This window comes from Ruegeria sp. HKCCD4884 (assembly GCF_013110855.1).
GTDB lineage: Bacteria > Pseudomonadota > Alphaproteobacteria > Rhodobacterales > Rhodobacteraceae > Ruegeria.
This window is the reverse complement of record NZ_WVRJ01000002.1, coordinates 337,606-354,456: the sequence shown is the minus strand read 5'-3', so window position 1 is coordinate 354,456 and position 16,851 is coordinate 337,606. Positions and strand designations below refer to the sequence as shown.

Below are 16,851 nucleotides of genomic sequence, written 5' to 3'. Positions count from 1 at the left end.
GCTCAGGTGTGAACTGCGGTTTCAATCGCCTGCGTCAGCCCCGCAGTGGTCGCGCGGGGCAGGGCGACATGGTCGGCGCCCATTCGATGTGCGAGACTTTGAAGCGCCTTCTGGGGGCGGATGGCGGTATCCAGAACAACGCTGCGGATTTTAGAGGCGCGCAGCCAATCGGCGGTGTGTTCTGCATCTTCGGTGGCCTTTTGTCGGTTTCTCTGGCCATCCAGCGCCACGTTCGCACGGCCATCTGTTAGCAGGATCACGGTTGGGGTCATGCCCCGCTTATGAGCGCTACCCGCCATTATCCCTGCGCATTGCAGCCCGTCAGCCAATGGCGTCGCGCCACCTCCTGGCAGGGCGGCCAGTCGTCTCTTTGCCAAGACCAAAGACCGATTCGGGGGCAGAAGGACATCAGCCGAGTCATTGCGGAACCCGATCAGGGCCACTTGATCTCGATGGGAATAGGCGCGGGCCAGCAGGTGTTCGACCGCGCCCTTGGCTTCGTTCAAGCGGGCACGTGCGGCTGATCCTGAGGCATCGACAAGGAAGATCAGCAACCGTTCGGTCTGGGTCTCAAACCGTTTCAGGCAGATATCGCTGGGTAGCACGCTGACATGGCCCTCGGCGGCGCGCCGCAGTTTCTGCCAGGGCGCGGCCATGCGCAGCGTGGCGATCAGATCAACCCGGCTGCGTCCGTCCGGCCTGCGGCGACGCGACGCGATGGGCCGTCCGCGTTGTTTAGCAATGCGCGCGTCTCCGGCGCCAGTTCCTGTGGCTCCGGCGCGGCGGGAGCATGCGTGTGGCAGAAGCCCTTCGGGTAAGGCTATCCGCACGGCTTCAACCAGCACGTCCTGATCGGGGTTACTATCTGATGGCGAGGAGGGCGCTGGCTGTTCGGGGGTGAGCGCTTCGGCCTCGGGTTCTGGGGCAGGCAGGCAGGTCGCACGATGCGCCAGAACCAACGTGGCTGCGATTTCGAGGTCTTCGGTTTCCACAAGCATTCGCCCACTCAGCGCTGCATTACATCGAGCGGCTTTCAATGCAAAAGATGGCGCGCGCAGGCTGGGGATGCCCAGCCGTGCAGAAAGATGCACAAGGGTGGAAATATCCGTTGCCTTTGTCTGAACGGCTGGTAGCAGAGCACGCGCGTAATTCAAATCTTCGGTGTCTATGGCAGGCGGATCGCACGCGCGCAAATCAGTCAGATCAATGCGCAAGGCAAGGCGGTCGGCCAAGGCTGGGGCCAGTGTTTCCTCAGGCTCGGCGCCTTCATCGAAGGCAATCAGGCAGGAATGACCTTCATCCAACCTGCGCGCCAGTTTGGCGGCCAGTTGATAATGACAGCGTTCCGCCATGCACAGGTGATAAGCCGCTGGTCGGTGCAAAAGACCTTGGCGATAGATTTGCTGTCCTTTTGCAAGGGTTGCCGCGAAATCCATCGAGGCAAATAGCTCGGCATCCGTCAGAGAAGGATGCAGCCGCTGGTGTGGTAAGCCCAGATCAGGCAGTGTCGCCACACAAACATCGCGGGCGGGTCCAGCGCGGGCACGCAACCCAATGCCGCCCAATCCAACCGGGTCGACGGCGAACAGGCGCAGGCTGCGCCACACATGCGCCCATGGATCGGGCGAGGGTGTCATCCCAAGACCTCATCCAATGCTCGGCGGACGCGGGCAACAGATCCGGCCTCGTCCATCGGGTCGCGGCGCAGGCGGTGGGCCAGCGCGATCGGCGCAATACGACGGATGTGCCGACGCGTGACCGAGGCCGCGCCTTCGTAAGCCGCCAATGCACGGCAGGCGCGAACAAGGGTCAGTTCTCCACGCAACCCGTCCGAGCCGAGCGCAATGCACAGTTCCGCGCAGTCGCGTAGTTCGCGCTTGCGGATTTTGATGTCTGGCAGGGTTTCACGCGCAGTTAGTATGGCTTTGCGTACACGGGTGTCCTCGCGGTGCCATTTCTTCAGGAACTTGTCGGGTTGCAACTCAAACGCATCCCTGCGTTGTACCACTTCGACCCTTTGATCGATATCATCAGGTGACCGTACTTCGACCGACAGGCCAAACCGGTCCAGCAATTGCGGACGCAGTTCGCCTTCTTCGGGGTTGCCAGACCCGACCAACACGAACCGAGCCGGATGACGGATCGAAAGCCCCTCGCGCTCGACCACATTTTCTCCGGTTTGGGCCACATCCAAGAGTAGATCGACGAGGTGATCTTCCAGCAGGTTGACCTCATCAATGTAAAGGTATCCCCGGTTCGCTTGTGCCAGCAGCCCAGGTTGAAAGGCCTTCTCGCCATTCACCAAGGCGCGCTCGATGTCCAAAGCGCCGGTCACCCGATCTTCGGTCGCGCCCAAAGGCAAATCGACGACAGGGGTGGGGTAGTCGAGAACCTGCGCATCTTCAGCCACCTCGGCCCAATCCGGGCAAGCGGACTGTGTTGCGGATTGCACCGGGCAGCCCTCAACCGCCGAGATCGGTGGCAGCAAAGCGGCCAACGCGCGGACGGCGGTGGATTTGCCGGTGCCCCTGTCGCCAAAGACAAGGACCCCACCAAGTTTCGGATCAATCGCTGTCAGGATCATGGCGAGCTTCATCTGGTCCTGACCTACAATTGCGGAGAATGGAAACGCGTGCGTCATGTGTTGTCCTGACCCTCCTTCAAAACCACCGGGTGCTTCCCTTCCCAGTGGCCGGCTTCGTTTATGACGTCGAACCTTGCGTAAAGCTCTTCGCGGAACCAATTGCCTTCACGCACCGCTTTCACGGCCTCGGAATGCGGGCCGGGGTGACGGGCGAAGGCGGCCATCGATCCGGTATCTGGCCAGATCGAGAACGTAATTTGATTAAGGAACGGTACCTCTCCCAACCCGACCTTCATCAGCACATCCGAGTTCGAGCCGATCATCTGACTGATATCCGGTACCCTGCGCCAGAACCGCATCAGGATCTTCGGCTTCAGCGTCGCGCGGGTGAGTGCTGCCGTAAGCGACCCAGTGGGCGTCGGACTGTCGATATGGAACGGGTTCTGCCCCGACCAAGCGCCGCGGGATGAGATCGGGCGTAGGAACACAGTCCAATGTTCGCAAGCATGGTTTCGATACCATCTGAACGGGCTGGCGGATTTCAGGAGGCTCTGCGCCGTTTTTTCATCTGACCAGACACATAAGACAGCCCAAACGGCGGTATTGGGGCGCGGCGTAAACCCTTCGCCGGTGCCAGAGCCGCAGAGTTTCCAGAATTCCAGCCCGTTGAGTCGCGACAACGGCCAGCGTGCCAAGCCCATCATAGCAAAGGCACCGAGACGGCTGAAAACGCCGTCGAAACGAAACAGGCTCAGGGTTGCGACTTGAATGATCGAACCTCCATAGTGTCAATTTAGATTGACATATTAACGTCAAAACCGGAAGACTTTTGATGGAGTGTGTCAATTTAAGTGAACAGATTGGGCCGCTAACGTATGACTCGCCTTGACGCGCAACTGACCCAAGACGCGATCCCTGTTGGGGATGACCGGTCTCATGCCGTGGTGATCGGTGCGGGACTGGGTGGTTTGGCCGCTGCGATGCGGCTGGGGGCGAAAGGCTACCGTGTCAGCGTTCTGGACCGGCTGGATATGCCCGGTGGACGCGGTTCGGCTATCTGGCGCGAGGGACATCGGTTTGATCTGGGTCCTACGATTGTAACTGTGCCCGAGGTTTTTCGCGACCTTTGGGCCGATTGCGAGCGCGACTTTGACGAGGACGTGAAGCTGGTCTCGCTGGACCCGTTCTACGAAATCCGCTGGCCGGATGGCTCGAAGTTTGCAGCGCGGCAGGGCGCTGATGAAATGGAGACCGAAGTCGCACGCCTGTCGCCCGGCGACGTGAAGGGCTTGCGCAAGTTCCTGAAGGACAGCGAAGCGCGCTATCTATTTGGCTTCGAAGATCTCGGACGTCGTCCGATGAACCGTCTTTGGGACCTGATCAAGGTCCTGCCGACCTTCGCCCGGATGCGCGCGGATCGCTCGGTCTATGCCCACGCAGCGCGACGGTTCAAGGACCCGCGCCTGAGGATGGCGTTCAGCTTTCATCCTTTGTTCATTGGCGGAGACCCAACGCAGGTGACCTCGATGTATATTCTGGTCAGCCATCTGGAAAAGGCGTTTGGCGTGCATTACGCCATTGGCGGTGTCGCGGCTATTGCCGAAGCCATGCGCAATGTCGTTCGCGATCAGGGCGGGCTTGTGCGTCAGAATGCCGAGGTGGATGAGATTCTGATCTCTGGTGGCGCGGCGCAAGGTGTGAAGCTAACCTCTGGAGAGGTGATCAACGCAGACATCATCGTCTCCAACGCCGACCCGGGCCATACCTACACCAAGCTTCTGCGTAAAACCGGGCGCAAACGCTGGACCGATGCCCGGCTAAAGCGCACCCGTTGGTCCATGGGTCTGTTCGTTTGGTATTTTGGAACCAAACGCACCCGCAATCTGTGGCCCGATGTTGGGCACCACACGATCCTGAACGGGCCGCGCTATCGCGGGCTGATCAACGATATCTTCAAAAAGGGGCGTCTGGCCGAGGACATGAGCCTCTATGTCCATCGCCCGTCGCTGACCGATCCGACCGCAGCGCCTGAGGGGGATGACACCTTTTATGCCCTCAGCCCCGTGCCGCATCTGGGGCATGACAGTTCCGTTGATTGGGTCACGCATGCCGAGACCTACCGCCAGCGCGTGCAAGCGGTGCTGGAGGATCAGCTTTTGCCCGGATTGGGCCAGCACCTGACAGCGTCCGAGGTATTCACGCCGGACACGTTCCGCGACCGCTACTTGTCACCTTTGGGCTGCGGGTTTTCAATTGAGCCCCGCATCCTTCAAAGCGCATGGTTCCGGCCGCACAACATCAGCGAAGAAGCAAAAGGGCTGTATCTGGTTGGTGCAGGTACACATCCAGGCGCGGGCTTGCCGGGCGTGGTCAGCAGTGCCGAAGTGTTGGCGAAACTCGTCCCTGATCCGGTGGGTGTGCGATGATCGACCCCCAGGATATGCAATTCTGCCGGGATGCGATCCGGCACGGGTCCTTGTCTTTCCATGCGGCCTCCAAGCTGCTGCCACAGTCAGTGCGCGATCCGGCGCTGGCGCTCTATGCGTTCTGTAGGCTGGCGGATGACGAGGTTGATCTGAAAACCGAAAAGGCCGCCGCCGTTCTGATGCTGAAAGAACGATTGGAGCTGGTCTATGCCGGACGTCCGCGTAATGCGGCACCAGACCGGGCGTTCGCAGCGCTGGTGCAGGGGTATGAGATGCCCCGCGCTTTGCCCGAAGCCTTGCTGGAAGGTCTTGCTTGGGACGCGATGGAGCGGCGTTACGATGATATCTCAGATCTGATCGCGTATTCCGCACGGGTTGCGAGTGCCGTGGGTGTGATGATGTCTGTGCTTATGGGCGAGCGCGACGCGGACGCTCTGGCGCGGGCCTGTGATCTCGGTGTCGCCATGCAATTAACCAACATCGCCCGTGATGTTGGCGAGGATGCGCGTGAAAACCGTCTTTACCTGCCGTTGAAATGGCTTAAGCAGGAAGGCGTCGACGCGAATGCTTTCATGGCAGATCCACGCACCGAGCCGGGCATACGCATCTGTGTCTCTCGGTTATTGAAACACGCGCAAGACCTGTATGTGCGGTCAGAGACGGGAATTGCGGAACTGCCATTGCAATGTCGCCCGGGAATTTATGCCGCGCGTTTTGTTTATGCCGGTATCGGCGGGCAAATTCGCAAGTCCGGTTTTGACAGCGTGTCGCAGCGTGCGCGGACGGGGCAGGGGCAAAAACTCGGCTGGCTGATGTGGTCCCTGTGCCGTACTGCGTTGAGCGCGGTTGCGCCTCGGTCACCTCGCCTATACGCTCGGCCCTTGACTGAAACCGCATTTCTGGTGGACGCTGCGGCGCATAACCGGCCCGCTCAAACGGATTGGAGCGATACGTTGTACACAGCCTTTGCGCAGTTGCAGACGTCGGAAAACGCCCGGCGACGGCACACTATGGCCTCAGTACGGACGCATGCAAGATAATGTTTATTCTGTATTTTCTGATCTTCTTTGCAGCTTGTGCTGCAGCCGGTGCGACTGGCGGTATGTTTCCGCCGGGCCAGTGGTATCGTGACCTGCGAAAGCCATCGTGGACACCGCCGAACTGGTTATTCCCGGTGGCCTGGACGACACTTTACGTTTGTATGAGCTGGGCAGGGGCCCGTGCTGCGGTGGCTGGTGATGCAAGCCTCGCGCTGGCACTTTGGGGGTTGCAGATCGCGATCAACACGCTTTGGACGCCGGTCTTCTTTGGCTTGCGGCGTTTGCGGGCTGGAATGGTGGTGCTGTCTGCGCTTTGGGTTGCGGTGGCGGCGACCATGCTTGCGCTTTGGTCCGTCGATACTTGGGCGGGTGTACTCTTCGTTCCCTATCTGGCTTGGGTCAGTGTCGCGGCGGCGTTGAATTGGTCGGTGCTCCAACTAAACCCCGAAACTGCCAATAGCCCGCCTCCGATCGAAACCTAAAAGGTCCAGCTTGCGCGGCGTGGGACTCGCAAGGCCAACATTGGTTTCAACAACGGAGACCGAAATCTGCGTAAGTCCAGCGCTTCATACACGCCGGTTGTTTCCACTCCGCCCAGTTGAGTTCTGACCATAGCACGCGAGTAGAATGGTGCATCCAGCATGTTCATCACCTGTCGGGGGCGATACTCTTCGTCTGCCCGCGTCTCACGCCGGACGGCCCAAAGGCTACGGTTCAGCCGTGCCTTGGGGGGCAGGGGGGCAGGTTTGGCTCTGCCATTTGAATCGAAAGACACGGCCAGACTCAAGGCTGAGCCGTCCAGTCGTTGAGCGTCATAAAAACAGGTGCCGCCCTCGGCGGTCGGGAAGCGACCCCATGACCAATACGAGAAGTCCTCTTCCAGTGCGCGGGTTCCGAAATTCGCGTCGAAATACCCATGCCCAGTCCACTGCCAGCCCATGGCTGTCAGATCGACATCGATCCGCGCGGTTGGGGCAAACGGTCGCCAGACATGGGTGTTGTCTGCAGTCAGCGGCAGTTCCACATCGGTCAGGGCTGTCGGTTCCAGAACCACCTGTCCCCGAACGGGCGAGATCATTGGTGGAGCCCCCATCTCATTGATGTCGATGATCAGCTTGTCGCCGTCCCACCGCATCGACGAGGGGCCAACGGTCATACTATCGCGCGTCAGTCGTAGGGCCGAACGCCCCCTGTCCGTCATCGTGAACCGTCCGCCGGGTCCATACGTGGCCACGTTGATGCAGACATGGTTTTCCGGGTCTTTGCGACCCGACCATCGATACCAAGGCGAAAAAACCGAACCGATAAAGGCTATTATCGAGATTGCCCGGCTCTGATCGTCGCTGATCCCGTCGACATACCACCAGGCATAGCCGTTGGGCGGGACGTTGAGGGCGAAGTTTGGTCTTGCATGATCGTCTCGACCGCGTGCCGGGCGGAGAGCGCAGCCATCGGCAGCCCCGCTCCCGGATGTGTGCCGCCGCCTACCAGATATAAGCCCTTGATCGATGTCCGCGCCCGCGGGCGCTTCAGCGCTGCCGTCAGCCCATGCGGGCTCTGCCCGTAGAGTGATCCGCTGCTCTCGGGGAACAGAGCCTCGAAATCCGCCGGGCGAGTCAGGTTGGCTTGCCCCGGTAGCGGATCGAAGGTCAGGTCGAAGCGGCGAAGCACGTCGAAAGTACGCGTTTGGCATATCTGGAACTCCATATCGGGTGCAGGGCCGGTGCCAAGGGGCGGGGCGTTCTGAATGATTTCGAACCGTTCGCGCACCCCGGGGGACTTTTGCATAACCGGTCCTCGGTCTTGCGCGCAAACATAAATCGACTGCTGGCGGGGAAAGAGACCGGCTTGCAATTCTTCAAACTCCGGACTGCTCGGATCGGTGAAGAAAACGTTGTGATGCTCCAGATCCAGACCACGCGGGACTGCATCGAAACTCCACACCACCGCTGACAGGCTGCGTGGGGTGTTCAGTGTCTGCTGAGCGACACCAGTCACATCCGGCCCCAGCGCCCCTTTAGCCAGCGCTCGGGGATCCCCGTTGAAGATCACGAGATCTGTCTCGATTGTAGTCCCGCCGTTGTATTCGACACCTTTAACGTGGCCGTCTTCGCAAGACACCGAAGTCACCTCGGTGTCATACTGAAAACGTGCACCGTGCCTCTTGCACAACGCCTCCAGCGCCTTTGGCAGGGACTGCATACCGCCCTTAACCGACCAAACGCCTGCTGCTTCGGCTTGCCAAATGAGGCTGAGCAATGCAGGAGACTGGTGCGGCAGACCACCAACGTAGGTTGCATAACGGTTGAACAATTGAGCAAGACGCGGGTCACTGAACCTGTGAGCCAGCTTCCCGCGAAGGCTTTGCATTGGCGCCATTGCCCCAAGCAATGCGGGGTGCCGAAGAAACGTCGTCGCAAGATCTACTGGCGATGGCTGCGGTTTCTCCATCATCGTCGGGCTCAGAGCGACAAACAGGGCTTTGGTTTCAGCGTTAAAGCGCATGAATTCCGCCTCTGCCTCGGGTCCGGCAAATTCTTTGATCGCTTTGCGGTTTGCATCCAGTCGGTCGTGCAGATCAAGCTTAGTTCCATCGGGCCAGAAATGCCGAGCGATAATGGGCAGCTTGTGGAGCTCAATGTGATCGTCCAGCCGCTCATCCAAATTGGCGAAGACGTCGTCGAATATATGCCTGAGGGTCAAAACAGTTGGGCCCGCATCAACAGCACCACTTTCAGAGGGGAGAGTCCTGACCTTTCCGCCCGGATCGGCCTGTCGTTCGAGAACAGTCACACTGAACCCGGACGCGCACATCCGCGCGGCGCTGCACAGGCCGCCAATGCCCGCGCCGATGACCACCGCGTGGCGCATATGCGTTTGTTTCGCGCTCATAAGGAATTGTTGACTCCGAACGGATAACTGTCCAGTGTAATTTACACTATTGTGTCAATTTAAACTTTCACACTGGGTTGTCAGAGCAAAGGGATGCGCATGGAACTGAAGACAAGGATCGATAGTGCCATACAGCAGAACATTGCTCGCGCAAGGGTTGCCCCAGCACCGGATCAGCTTGCAAGGGCCTTGGACTATGCTTGCTTTCCTGGCGGCGCGCGGGTGCGTCCGACGATCTTGATGTCCGTCGCGCTGGCCTGTGGTGACGATAGACCCGCCGTAGCAGATGCTGCCGCGGCTGCGCTTGAGATTATCCATTGTGCAAGTCTTGTTCACGATGATTTGCCCTGTTTCGACAACGCGGACATCCGGCGCGGCAAGCCATCTGTTCACCGTGCGTTTTCAGAACCTTTGGCGGTTTTGACCGGTGACAGCTTGATCATCTTGGCCTTTGACATTCTGACACGCGCCGCCACGCATGAACCGCAACGCGCACTGGGGCTGCTGTCCTTGTTAGCGCAGCAGACGGGTATGCCGAATGGCATCTGCGCTGGGCAAGGGTGGGAGAGCGAACAGAGCATTGATCTGAGCGCCTATCACCGATCCAAGACCGGTGCGTTGTTTGTTGCAGCGACTCAAATGGGAGCCGTTGCCGCCGGGCACGATGCTGAACCTTGGTATGAATTGGGTGCACGGATTGGCGAAGCCTATCAGGTCGCAGATGATCTTCGGGATGCGCTTTACGATGAAAAGACACTTGGCAAGCCTGCCGGGCAGGATGATCTTCACGGTCGTCCAAGTGCGGTCGAGCAGTTTGGCATCAAGGGCGCAATACAGCGGTTGAATGATATCTTAAGCGGCGCAATCGCCTCGATTCCGTCCTGTCCGGGAGAAGCCATCTTGGCCCAACTGGTGCGCAAACAGGCAGAAGCGTTGACACCAGTTACGCCGGCAGTTGCGAAGGCCTGACAATGGAACGGTCGCCTCTTGTTGCGGGCCCTTTTTCGATCAGCACTAAGCTTGAACGTCTTTTGGGACGGAGTGATGTGCAATCCTTTGCGATGCGCCTTCCGATTGCACGCCGGTATGCCAAGCGGGACGGGGCCGAGATATTCGAGGTTATTCAAGGCTTTGTTTCAAGCCAGGTGCTTATGGCACTGGTTGAGTTTGAGCTTTTCGACCGCTTGGCGGATGGCCCGAAATCGGTACGGCAACTGGCCCATGAAATCGGGGTGAATGCGGAACGTCTGCAGGTTTTTTTGCAGGCTGGCGCGGCTTTGGGTTTTCTACGCCAGCGAAAGGGTCAGTTTGGCCTTGCACGCAAGGGCGCGGCATTGCGTGGTGTTCCCGGCCTTGCCGATATGATCCTTCATCACCGCGCTTTGTATCGCGACCTTAAAGATCCAAGCGCATTCCTGCGCGACAGCACGAGCACCGAGCTTGCCGAGTTTTGGCCCTATGTTCACGACGCATCCAAAGTTGGCCGGGAAGAGGCAGACCGCTATTCCCATTTGATGGCGCGCAGCCAGCGGTTGGTGGCCGAGGATACCCTGCGCAAAATTCGACTTCACGGTGTAGACCATCTTATGGACATCGGAGGTGGCAGCGGTGCCTTTCTCGCCGAAGTCGCGCGGCGCTATTCGCAGATGCAGTTTACACTGTTTGATCTGCCGGAAACACGCACAGCCGCAAATGCTTATCTTGCGTCCGTCGCGCTGACGGATCGCATCAACTGCATTGCAGGCAGCTTTAGATCGGACCCATTACCAACCGGAGCGGATGCAATCAGCCTGATCCGAGTGCTTTATGACCACGACGATGCGACGGTTCGTGATCTTTTGAATAAGGTGTTCGAGGCACTGCCGCCCGGTGGACGTCTGGTCATTTCTGAACCGATGTCCGGTGGAGAAAGGCCGGACCGGATCACAGATGTCTATTTTGCAATATACACTCTTGCGATGGGCACCGGGAAAACCCGTTCGGCAGCACATATAACTGAATTGCTGGCTGAGGCAGGGTTTGTGGATGTCAGTCATCCAAAGCCGCTTCGAAGTTACATCACAGGGGTTATCACAGCTGTGAAGCCGCAATAGCGGGAAATCTCTCAAAGTGTCAGTTTTAATTGACAGATACATACGTAAAGTTAAACTGACATAATAGCTCGCCAGGGACTCACCCATCGGGTGTCCCAAGTCGGCGAGGGGAGGGAAGACCGTGAGATCTTCAGCCGTAGTACTGCATGGACCCGGGCATCTGTCTGTTGAGTCTGTGACATTATCCCCGCCATCCGCATCGGATCTGGTGGTTGAAATCCGTCATTCCGGGGTCTCGACTGGAACAGAAAAACTGTTTTGGTCCGGGGAGATGCCGCCCTTTCCCGGCATGGGTTACCCACTGGTTCCCGGCTATGAGGCCGTAGGCGAAGTGGTCGAGGCCGGGTCCGATACGCGGTACGGTGTGGGCGATGCGGTGTTTGTACCCGGAGCCACCTGTTACGAGGATGCGCATGGGTTGTTCGGAGGTTCCTCGCGCCTGATCGTGACGGATGCGGATCGTGTCACGCCACTCGACTCGGGCTGTCAACGTGAGATGACACTGCTGGCGCTGGCCGCCACAGCGCGTCATTCGATGGCCGGTTTGGGCCATCAGGTCCCTGAACTGATCGTCGGCCACGGTGTGGTTGGCCGCCTGCTCGCGCGCCTCACCATCGCTGCCGGAGCACCAGCGCCGCTGGTGTGGGAGACCAACCCCGCCCGACGCGATGGGGCCGAAGGCTATCAGGTTATCGCCCCCGAGGAAGACCCGCGCCGCGACTATGGCTGTATCTACGATGCCTCGGGCGACAGCGCGATCCTGAACTCTCTGGTCTCGCGCCTGAGACGCACGGGCGAGATCGTGCTGGCCGGGTTCTACACCCAACCGCTCAGCTTTGCTTTCCCGCCCGCCTTCATGAAAGAAGCCCGGATGCGCATCGCGGCGGAATGGACGCCCGAGGATATGCGCGCCACCCGCTCGCTGGTCGAAAGCGGGGCTTTGTCGCTGGACAATCTGATCAGCCATATCGCGCCCGCGTCGGATGCCGCAACGGCCTATGCCACAGCCTTTGAAGATCCCGACTGCCTGAAACTTGTTCTTGATTGGGAGATCACATGAAAGACGACGCCCCCAACCTGAAAGAGTTCGACGCCCGGCTCAAGGCCGAGGCCCATGAGGATTTGGCCGACGTGTTGCCGACCGAGGCGGTCAAGAAAACCCAGATCATCGCGATCTATGGCAAAGGCGGGATCGGCAAAAGCTTCACGCTGGCCAATCTCAGCCACATGATGGCCGAGCAAGGCAAACGCGTGCTGCTGATCGGCTGCGACCCAAAATCCGACACCACCTCGCTGCTATTTGGCGGCAAGGCATGCCCGACGATCATCGAGACCTCGACCCAAAAGAAACTGGCGGGTGAAGAGGTGAAGATCGGCGATGTTTGCTTCAAGCGTGGCGGTGTTTACGCGATGGAGCTGGGCGGCCCCGAGGTCGGGCGCGGCTGCGGTGGTCGCGGTATTATCCATGGGTTCGAACTGCTCGAGAAGCTGGGCTTCCACGATTGGGATTTTGACTTCGTTCTGCTGGATTTCCTGGGCGACGTGGTTTGCGGCGGCTTTGGCTTGCCGATTGCGCGAGACATGGCACAGAAGGTCATTCTGGTTGGCTCGAACGACCTGCAATCGCTGTATGTGGCGAACAATGTCTGCTCGGCGGTGGAGTACTTCCGCAAGCTCGGCGGTAACGTTGGCGTCGCCGGCCTGGTCGTGAACAAGGATGACGGAACGGGCGAGGCGCAAGCTTTTGCCGAGGCGGTAAATATCCCGGTTCTCGCGTCGATCCCACAGGATGATGATCTGCGTAAGAAATCAGCGAACTATCAGATTGTTGGCACGGAATCCGGCCAGTGGGGCCCTCTTTTCGCCGCCCTCGGTGTGAACGTGGCCGACGCGCCGCCGGTCCGGCCTGCGCCTTTGGATCAGGACGGTCTGCTGGCGCTGTTCGACGGTAAGGAAACCGGGGCGGGCATCGAGTTGGTTCCAGCCACCGACGAAGACATGCGCGGAAAGAACGCAGCGCCTAAGAAGTCTCTGGAAGTGATCTACGACGACGCATGAACAAAGAAGTCACATATGACGCGTCCGCCGAGGCGCAGGTGATCAAGGGCGAACCTCGCGTGGAAACCGTCGGTGAGCCGCCTGCCTTGGGCTGTCATTCTGGGTCCGAGATGGAAGACGCCGCGCGCATCGCAGGCCAGTCCGAGTTGCTGGACCAATATGCGCGCGATTACCCGCAGGGCCCCCATGACAAGCCGCAAAGCATGTGTCCCGCTTTTGGCTCGCTGCGTGTCGGGTTGCGGATGAAACGGGTGGCTACAGTGCTGAGCGGCTCGGCCTGCTGTGTCTATGGTCTGACCTTTGTCAGCCATTTCTACGGCGCCCGGCGGTCGGTGGGCTATGTGCCGTTCAACTCGGAAACGCTGGTCACTGGCAAGCTGTTCGAAGACATCCGCGCGGCTGTTTACGATCTCGCGGACCCTGAGAAGTACGATGCAGTTGTTGTCACCAACCTCTGCGTGCCAACCGCCAGCGGCGTGCCGCTGCGGCTTTTGCCAAATGAAATCAATGGGGTGCGGATCGTCGGGATTGATGTGCCGGGGTTCGGCATTCCAACCCATGCCGAGGCCAAGGACGTTTTGGCCGGTGCCATGCTGGCCTATGCCCGCTCTGAGGTCGAGGCAGGGCCGGTCTCCGCCCCGGACGGTGCGCGGCAGGACCGGCCTACTGTCAGTTTGTTGGGCGAGATGTTCCCCGCCGATCCGGTGATGGTTGGACAGATGTTGGCGCCGCTGGGTCTGGCAGCTGGGCCAGTTGTTCCCTGCCGCGAATGGCGCGAGCTCTACGCTGCGCTGGATTGCGGTGCTGTGGCCGCGATCCATCCGTTCTACACCTCGGCCATTCGGGAATTTGAGGCCGCAGGCCGTCCTGTATTGGGAAGTGGACCAGTCGGGGTGGAGGGCACGGCTGCTTGGCTGTCGTCCATCGGTGACGCGTTCGGTCTTCCTGCGGAGACGGTAGGCACGGCGCAGAATGCGTTCCTTCCCGCAATCAAGGGCGCATTGGCCGCTGCCCCGATTTCTGGAACAGTGACTGTCTCTGGCTATGAGGGCAGCGAATTGCTGGTGGCGCGTTTGCTGATCGAAAGCGGCGCGAGCGTGCCATATATCGGTACCGCCTGCGCCAAAAGCCAATGGTCCGCGCAAGACGCTGACTGGCTGGAAGCGCATGGTGCTAAGGTGCAGTTCCGCGCCTCGTTGGAGCAGGATTGCGCGGCGATGGAAGGGGTCAAACCCGATCTGGCCATCGGCACAACTCCGGTGGTGCAAAAGGCCAAGCAATTGGGCATCCCGGCGCTTTATTTCACCAACCTGATATCTGCCCGTCCACTGATGGGACCTGCGGGCGCTGGATCATTGGCGCAGGTGATCAACGCGGCGATCGCCAATAAGGACAGGATGGACCGCATGCGCGACTTCTTCGAAGAGGTCGGCACTGAGGATACCGCCGGGATCTGGGAAGGCGATCCGAATCTGCGCCCCGATTTCCGCGCCATCAATCAGAAAAAACTGGAACGGCAGGCCAAGGCCGCCAAAGCGCAGGAGATGATCTGATGCTCATCCAAGATCATGACCGCGCCGGGGGCTATTGGGGGGCTGTTTACGCTTTCTGCGCCGTGAAGGGCCTGCAAGTGGTAATCGATGGGCCGGTTGGCTGTGAAAACCTGCCTGTTACGTCTGTCCTGCACTACACCGACGCTCTGCCGCCGCATGAATTGCCCATCGTTGTGACTGGTTTGGGCGAAGAGGAACTGGGCCGCGACGGGACCGAAGAGGCGATGAAACGCGCTTGGGGAACGCTTGATCCGGCACTGCCTGCGGTGGTTGTAACCGGGTCGATTGCCGAGATGATCGGCGGAGGCGTGACGCCTCAGGGCACTAACATCCAACGCTTCCTGCCGCGCACCATTGATGAGGATCAGTGGGAAGCCGCTGACCGTGCGATGACGTGGATTTTCACAGAATTCGCAATGACCAAGGGCCGTATGCCGCCCGAGAAGAAACGGGACGAGGGCGCAAAGCCGCGCGTCAACATTCTTGGGCCCATGTACGGCACGTTTAATATGCCCAGCGATCTGGCCGAGATCCGGCGTCTGGTCGAAGGCATCGGGGCCGATGTCAATATGGTCATGCCTTTGGGCGCGCATCTGGCCGAGATGCGCAATCTGGTGAATGCCGACGTAAATATCGTCATGTACCGCGAATTCGGTCGGGGCCTGGCCGAGCTGTTGGGCAAACCCTATCTGCAAGCCCCGATCGGCGTCGACTCGACCACCAAATTCCTGCGCAAATTGGGTGAGCTTACGGGATTGGATCCGGAACCGTTCATAACGCGCGAAAAGCATTCCACCATCAAACCGGTCTGGGATCTGTGGCGTTCGGTCACGCAGGATTTCTTTGCCACGGCTTCGTTCGGAGTTGTCGCCAATGAAACTTACGCGCGCGGCCTGAGGCTGTTCTTGGAAGAGGATCTGGGCCTGCCTTGCGGTTTCTCGGTCGCGCGCTGCGCCGGGACCAAGACCGACAATGATCAGGTGCGGGCGCTGGTGGCGCAGAAGAAGCCTCTGGTCGTGTTCGGCAGCATCAACGAAAAGATCTACCTCGCGGAACAAAAGGGCGGGTTCGGGCCATCCCCGGCCTTTATTCCAGCCAGTTTTCCGGGTGCCGCGATCCGTCGGGCAACCGGCACGCCCTTCATGGGTTACGCGGGCGCGACCTATGTGCTGCAAGAAGTCTGCAACGGGCTGTTCGACGCCCTGTTCCACATCCTGCCGCTTGGCACCGAGATGGACGCAGGCCCGGCCACGCCTGCCACGCAACGCACCGAATTGCCGTGGGACGAGGATGCCAGCGCAGCGCTGGAACGCATTCTGGAAACTCACCCCGTTCTCACCCGCATTTCCGCCGCGAAATCCCTGCGCGACGCCGCAGAGAAGGCGGCCCTATCCAATGGGGACGCGCGCGTCTTTGCCAGCACCGTTCAGGCGTTGGACCCCGCGCGTTCCAAAACTGATCCAACCGAAGGAGGAGACCTGTGCCAGCAGCAACCCTGAATTCACACAGTGACACGGACAAAAAGCGGACACAGCGCCCGCCCGAGTTCATTTTCTACTTCGCGATCCTGTTCCTGATTTCGATCCCCTTCGCGATGATCGAATGGATCAGGCTGTCCCTGCGCCGCCGCACGCTGAACCTGCGTGGACCTTTGGCGCGGGCCTGGTCCGAGGCCGACAGGATCACGCCAATCATCTTTTCCAGATGACGGCGACCCGAGATCCGGCCCGCACCACGCGGGACGGGGCCCAGCCGCTGGGTAAGCGGCGTCAGCATAATGATCCGGAGGTTCTTTATGGCTGATAATGACGACCTGTCCTTCACAGGTCTTACCGACGAGCAAGCTCAGGAGCTGCATTCGGTCTACATGAGCGGCCTATGGCTGTTCGCGATCGTTGCGCTGGTTGCACATATCGCAACCTACATCTGGGCTCCGTGGTTCTGAGGAGGGATCGACAATGGCAAAATTTTACAAGATTTGGCTGATCTTCGATCCGCGTCGCGTCTTTGTAGCGCAAGGCGTATTCCTCTTCCTGCTCGCCGTCATGATCCACCTCGTTGTGCTTAGCAGCGGTCTCAACTGGTTTGAGAACGCGGCATCAACCGCCGGGTTCTAAACCCGTTCGGCGGCATCGCGTGATGGACTAAGAGACTGCCGCGGGCGGCATGACTCGCCCGCGGCGCAGACCGGGACACTGGCACCCG

Annotated in this window: 17 protein-coding genes; 12 read left to right on the top strand and 5 right to left on the bottom strand. The window is 59.7% G+C overall.

The window, feature by feature from the left end; translation table 11 throughout:
• Positions 1–2: 2 nt before the first annotated feature.
• The 3 genes from GS636_RS04150 to crtA are packed head-to-tail and all read right to left on the bottom strand — an operon-like array spanning position 3 to position 3,339.
• The gene (locus GS636_RS04150; protein ID WP_171668546.1) at positions 3–1,637 is read right to left on the bottom strand and encodes a magnesium chelatase subunit D; all 1,635 of its coding nucleotides are present in this window, start codon (positions 1,635–1,637) and stop codon (positions 3–5) included.
• Complete coding sequence (gene bchI, locus GS636_RS04145; RefSeq protein WP_171668545.1) at positions 1,634–2,641, bottom strand: magnesium chelatase ATPase subunit I; 1,008 nt, start codon at positions 2,639–2,641, stop codon at positions 1,634–1,636. The genes GS636_RS04150 and bchI overlap by 4 nt, the downstream gene beginning before the upstream one ends.
• The gene (gene crtA, locus GS636_RS04140) at positions 2,638–3,339 is read right to left on the bottom strand and encodes a spheroidene monooxygenase (protein WP_216602826.1); all 702 of its coding nucleotides are present in this window, start codon (positions 3,337–3,339) and stop codon (positions 2,638–2,640) included. The genes bchI and crtA overlap by 4 nt, the downstream gene beginning before the upstream one ends.
• Before the next feature lie 120 nt (positions 3,340–3,459).
• Between crtA and GS636_RS04135 the strand changes: the two genes are divergently transcribed.
• Genes GS636_RS04135 through GS636_RS04125 form a run of 3 tightly spaced genes read left to right on the top strand, consistent with a single transcriptional unit; the run spans position 3,460 to position 6,532 of the window.
• Positions 3,460–5,010 carry a phytoene desaturase gene (locus GS636_RS04135; RefSeq protein WP_171668544.1) on the top strand — a complete coding sequence of 517 codons (1,551 nt, stop codon included), beginning with the start codon at positions 3,460–3,462 and terminating at the stop codon, positions 5,008–5,010.
• The gene (gene crtB / locus GS636_RS04130) at positions 5,007–6,050 is read left to right on the top strand and encodes a 15-cis-phytoene synthase (RefSeq protein WP_171668543.1); all 1,044 of its coding nucleotides are present in this window, start codon (positions 5,007–5,009) and stop codon (positions 6,048–6,050) included. The genes GS636_RS04135 and crtB overlap by 4 nt, the downstream gene beginning before the upstream one ends.
• The gene (locus GS636_RS04125; RefSeq protein ID WP_171668542.1) at positions 6,050–6,532 is read left to right on the top strand and encodes a TspO/MBR family protein; all 483 of its coding nucleotides are present in this window, start codon (positions 6,050–6,052) and stop codon (positions 6,530–6,532) included. The genes crtB and GS636_RS04125 overlap by 1 nt, the downstream gene beginning before the upstream one ends.
• Here GS636_RS04125 and crtC read toward each other — a convergent pair.
• Together crtC and crtD are read right to left on the bottom strand one after the other, a co-directional pair.
• A complete protein-coding gene (crtC, locus tag GS636_RS04120; protein WP_371808692.1) occupies positions 6,529–7,398 on the bottom strand; it encodes a carotenoid 1,2-hydratase in 870 nt (289 codons plus the stop codon). The genes GS636_RS04125 and crtC overlap by 4 nt on opposite strands.
• Positions 7,365–8,942: a 1-hydroxycarotenoid 3,4-desaturase CrtD gene (gene crtD, locus GS636_RS04115; protein ID WP_171668541.1), complete on the bottom strand. Its 1,578-nt coding sequence runs from the start codon at positions 8,940–8,942 to the stop codon at positions 7,365–7,367. The genes crtC and crtD overlap by 34 nt, the downstream gene beginning before the upstream one ends.
• A 99-nt stretch (positions 8,943–9,041) precedes the next feature.
• Here crtD and GS636_RS04110 point away from each other — a divergent pair, with 99 nt between their 5' ends.
• The 9 genes from GS636_RS04110 to pufA all read left to right on the top strand — a co-directional run bounded on the left by GS636_RS04110 (position 9,042) and on the right by pufA (position 16,763).
• Positions 9,042–9,911 carry a polyprenyl synthetase family protein gene (locus GS636_RS04110; protein ID WP_171668540.1) on the top strand — a complete coding sequence of 290 codons (870 nt, stop codon included), beginning with the start codon at positions 9,042–9,044 and terminating at the stop codon, positions 9,909–9,911.
• A gap of 2 nt (positions 9,912–9,913) precedes the next feature.
• Positions 9,914–11,035, top strand: a complete 1,122-nt coding sequence (locus GS636_RS04105; RefSeq protein WP_171668539.1) for a methyltransferase — start codon at positions 9,914–9,916, stop codon at positions 11,033–11,035.
• A 121-nt stretch (positions 11,036–11,156) separates the two neighbouring features.
• Complete coding sequence (bchC, locus tag GS636_RS04100) at positions 11,157–12,095, top strand: chlorophyll synthesis pathway protein BchC (protein ID WP_171668538.1); 939 nt, start codon at positions 11,157–11,159, stop codon at positions 12,093–12,095.
• A complete protein-coding gene (locus GS636_RS04095; protein WP_171668537.1) occupies positions 12,092–13,093 on the top strand; it encodes a chlorophyllide a reductase iron protein subunit X in 1,002 nt (333 codons plus the stop codon). The genes bchC and GS636_RS04095 overlap by 4 nt, the downstream gene beginning before the upstream one ends.
• A complete protein-coding gene (gene bchY / locus GS636_RS04090) occupies positions 13,090–14,646 on the top strand; it encodes a chlorophyllide a reductase subunit Y (protein ID WP_171668536.1) in 1,557 nt (518 codons plus the stop codon). The genes GS636_RS04095 and bchY overlap by 4 nt, the downstream gene beginning before the upstream one ends.
• A complete protein-coding gene (bchZ, locus tag GS636_RS04085; protein WP_171668535.1) occupies positions 14,646–16,145 on the top strand; it encodes a chlorophyllide a reductase subunit Z in 1,500 nt (499 codons plus the stop codon). Before bchY ends, bchZ begins: the two co-directional genes overlap by 1 nt.
• Entirely contained in the window at positions 16,127–16,354 is a 228-nt protein-coding gene (gene pufQ / locus GS636_RS04080) for a cytochrome PufQ (protein ID WP_371808689.1), read from the top strand. Before bchZ ends, pufQ begins: the two co-directional genes overlap by 19 nt.
• Before the next feature lie 87 nt (positions 16,355–16,441).
• The gene (gene pufB, locus GS636_RS04075) at positions 16,442–16,591 is read left to right on the top strand and encodes a light-harvesting antenna LH1, beta subunit (protein ID WP_152458433.1); all 150 of its coding nucleotides are present in this window, start codon (positions 16,442–16,444) and stop codon (positions 16,589–16,591) included.
• A 13-nt stretch (positions 16,592–16,604) separates the two neighbouring features.
• Positions 16,605–16,763, top strand: a complete 159-nt coding sequence (gene pufA / locus GS636_RS04070) for a light-harvesting antenna LH1, alpha subunit (RefSeq protein WP_152458432.1) — start codon at positions 16,605–16,607, stop codon at positions 16,761–16,763.
• The last annotated feature ends 88 nt before the right edge of the window (positions 16,764–16,851 follow it).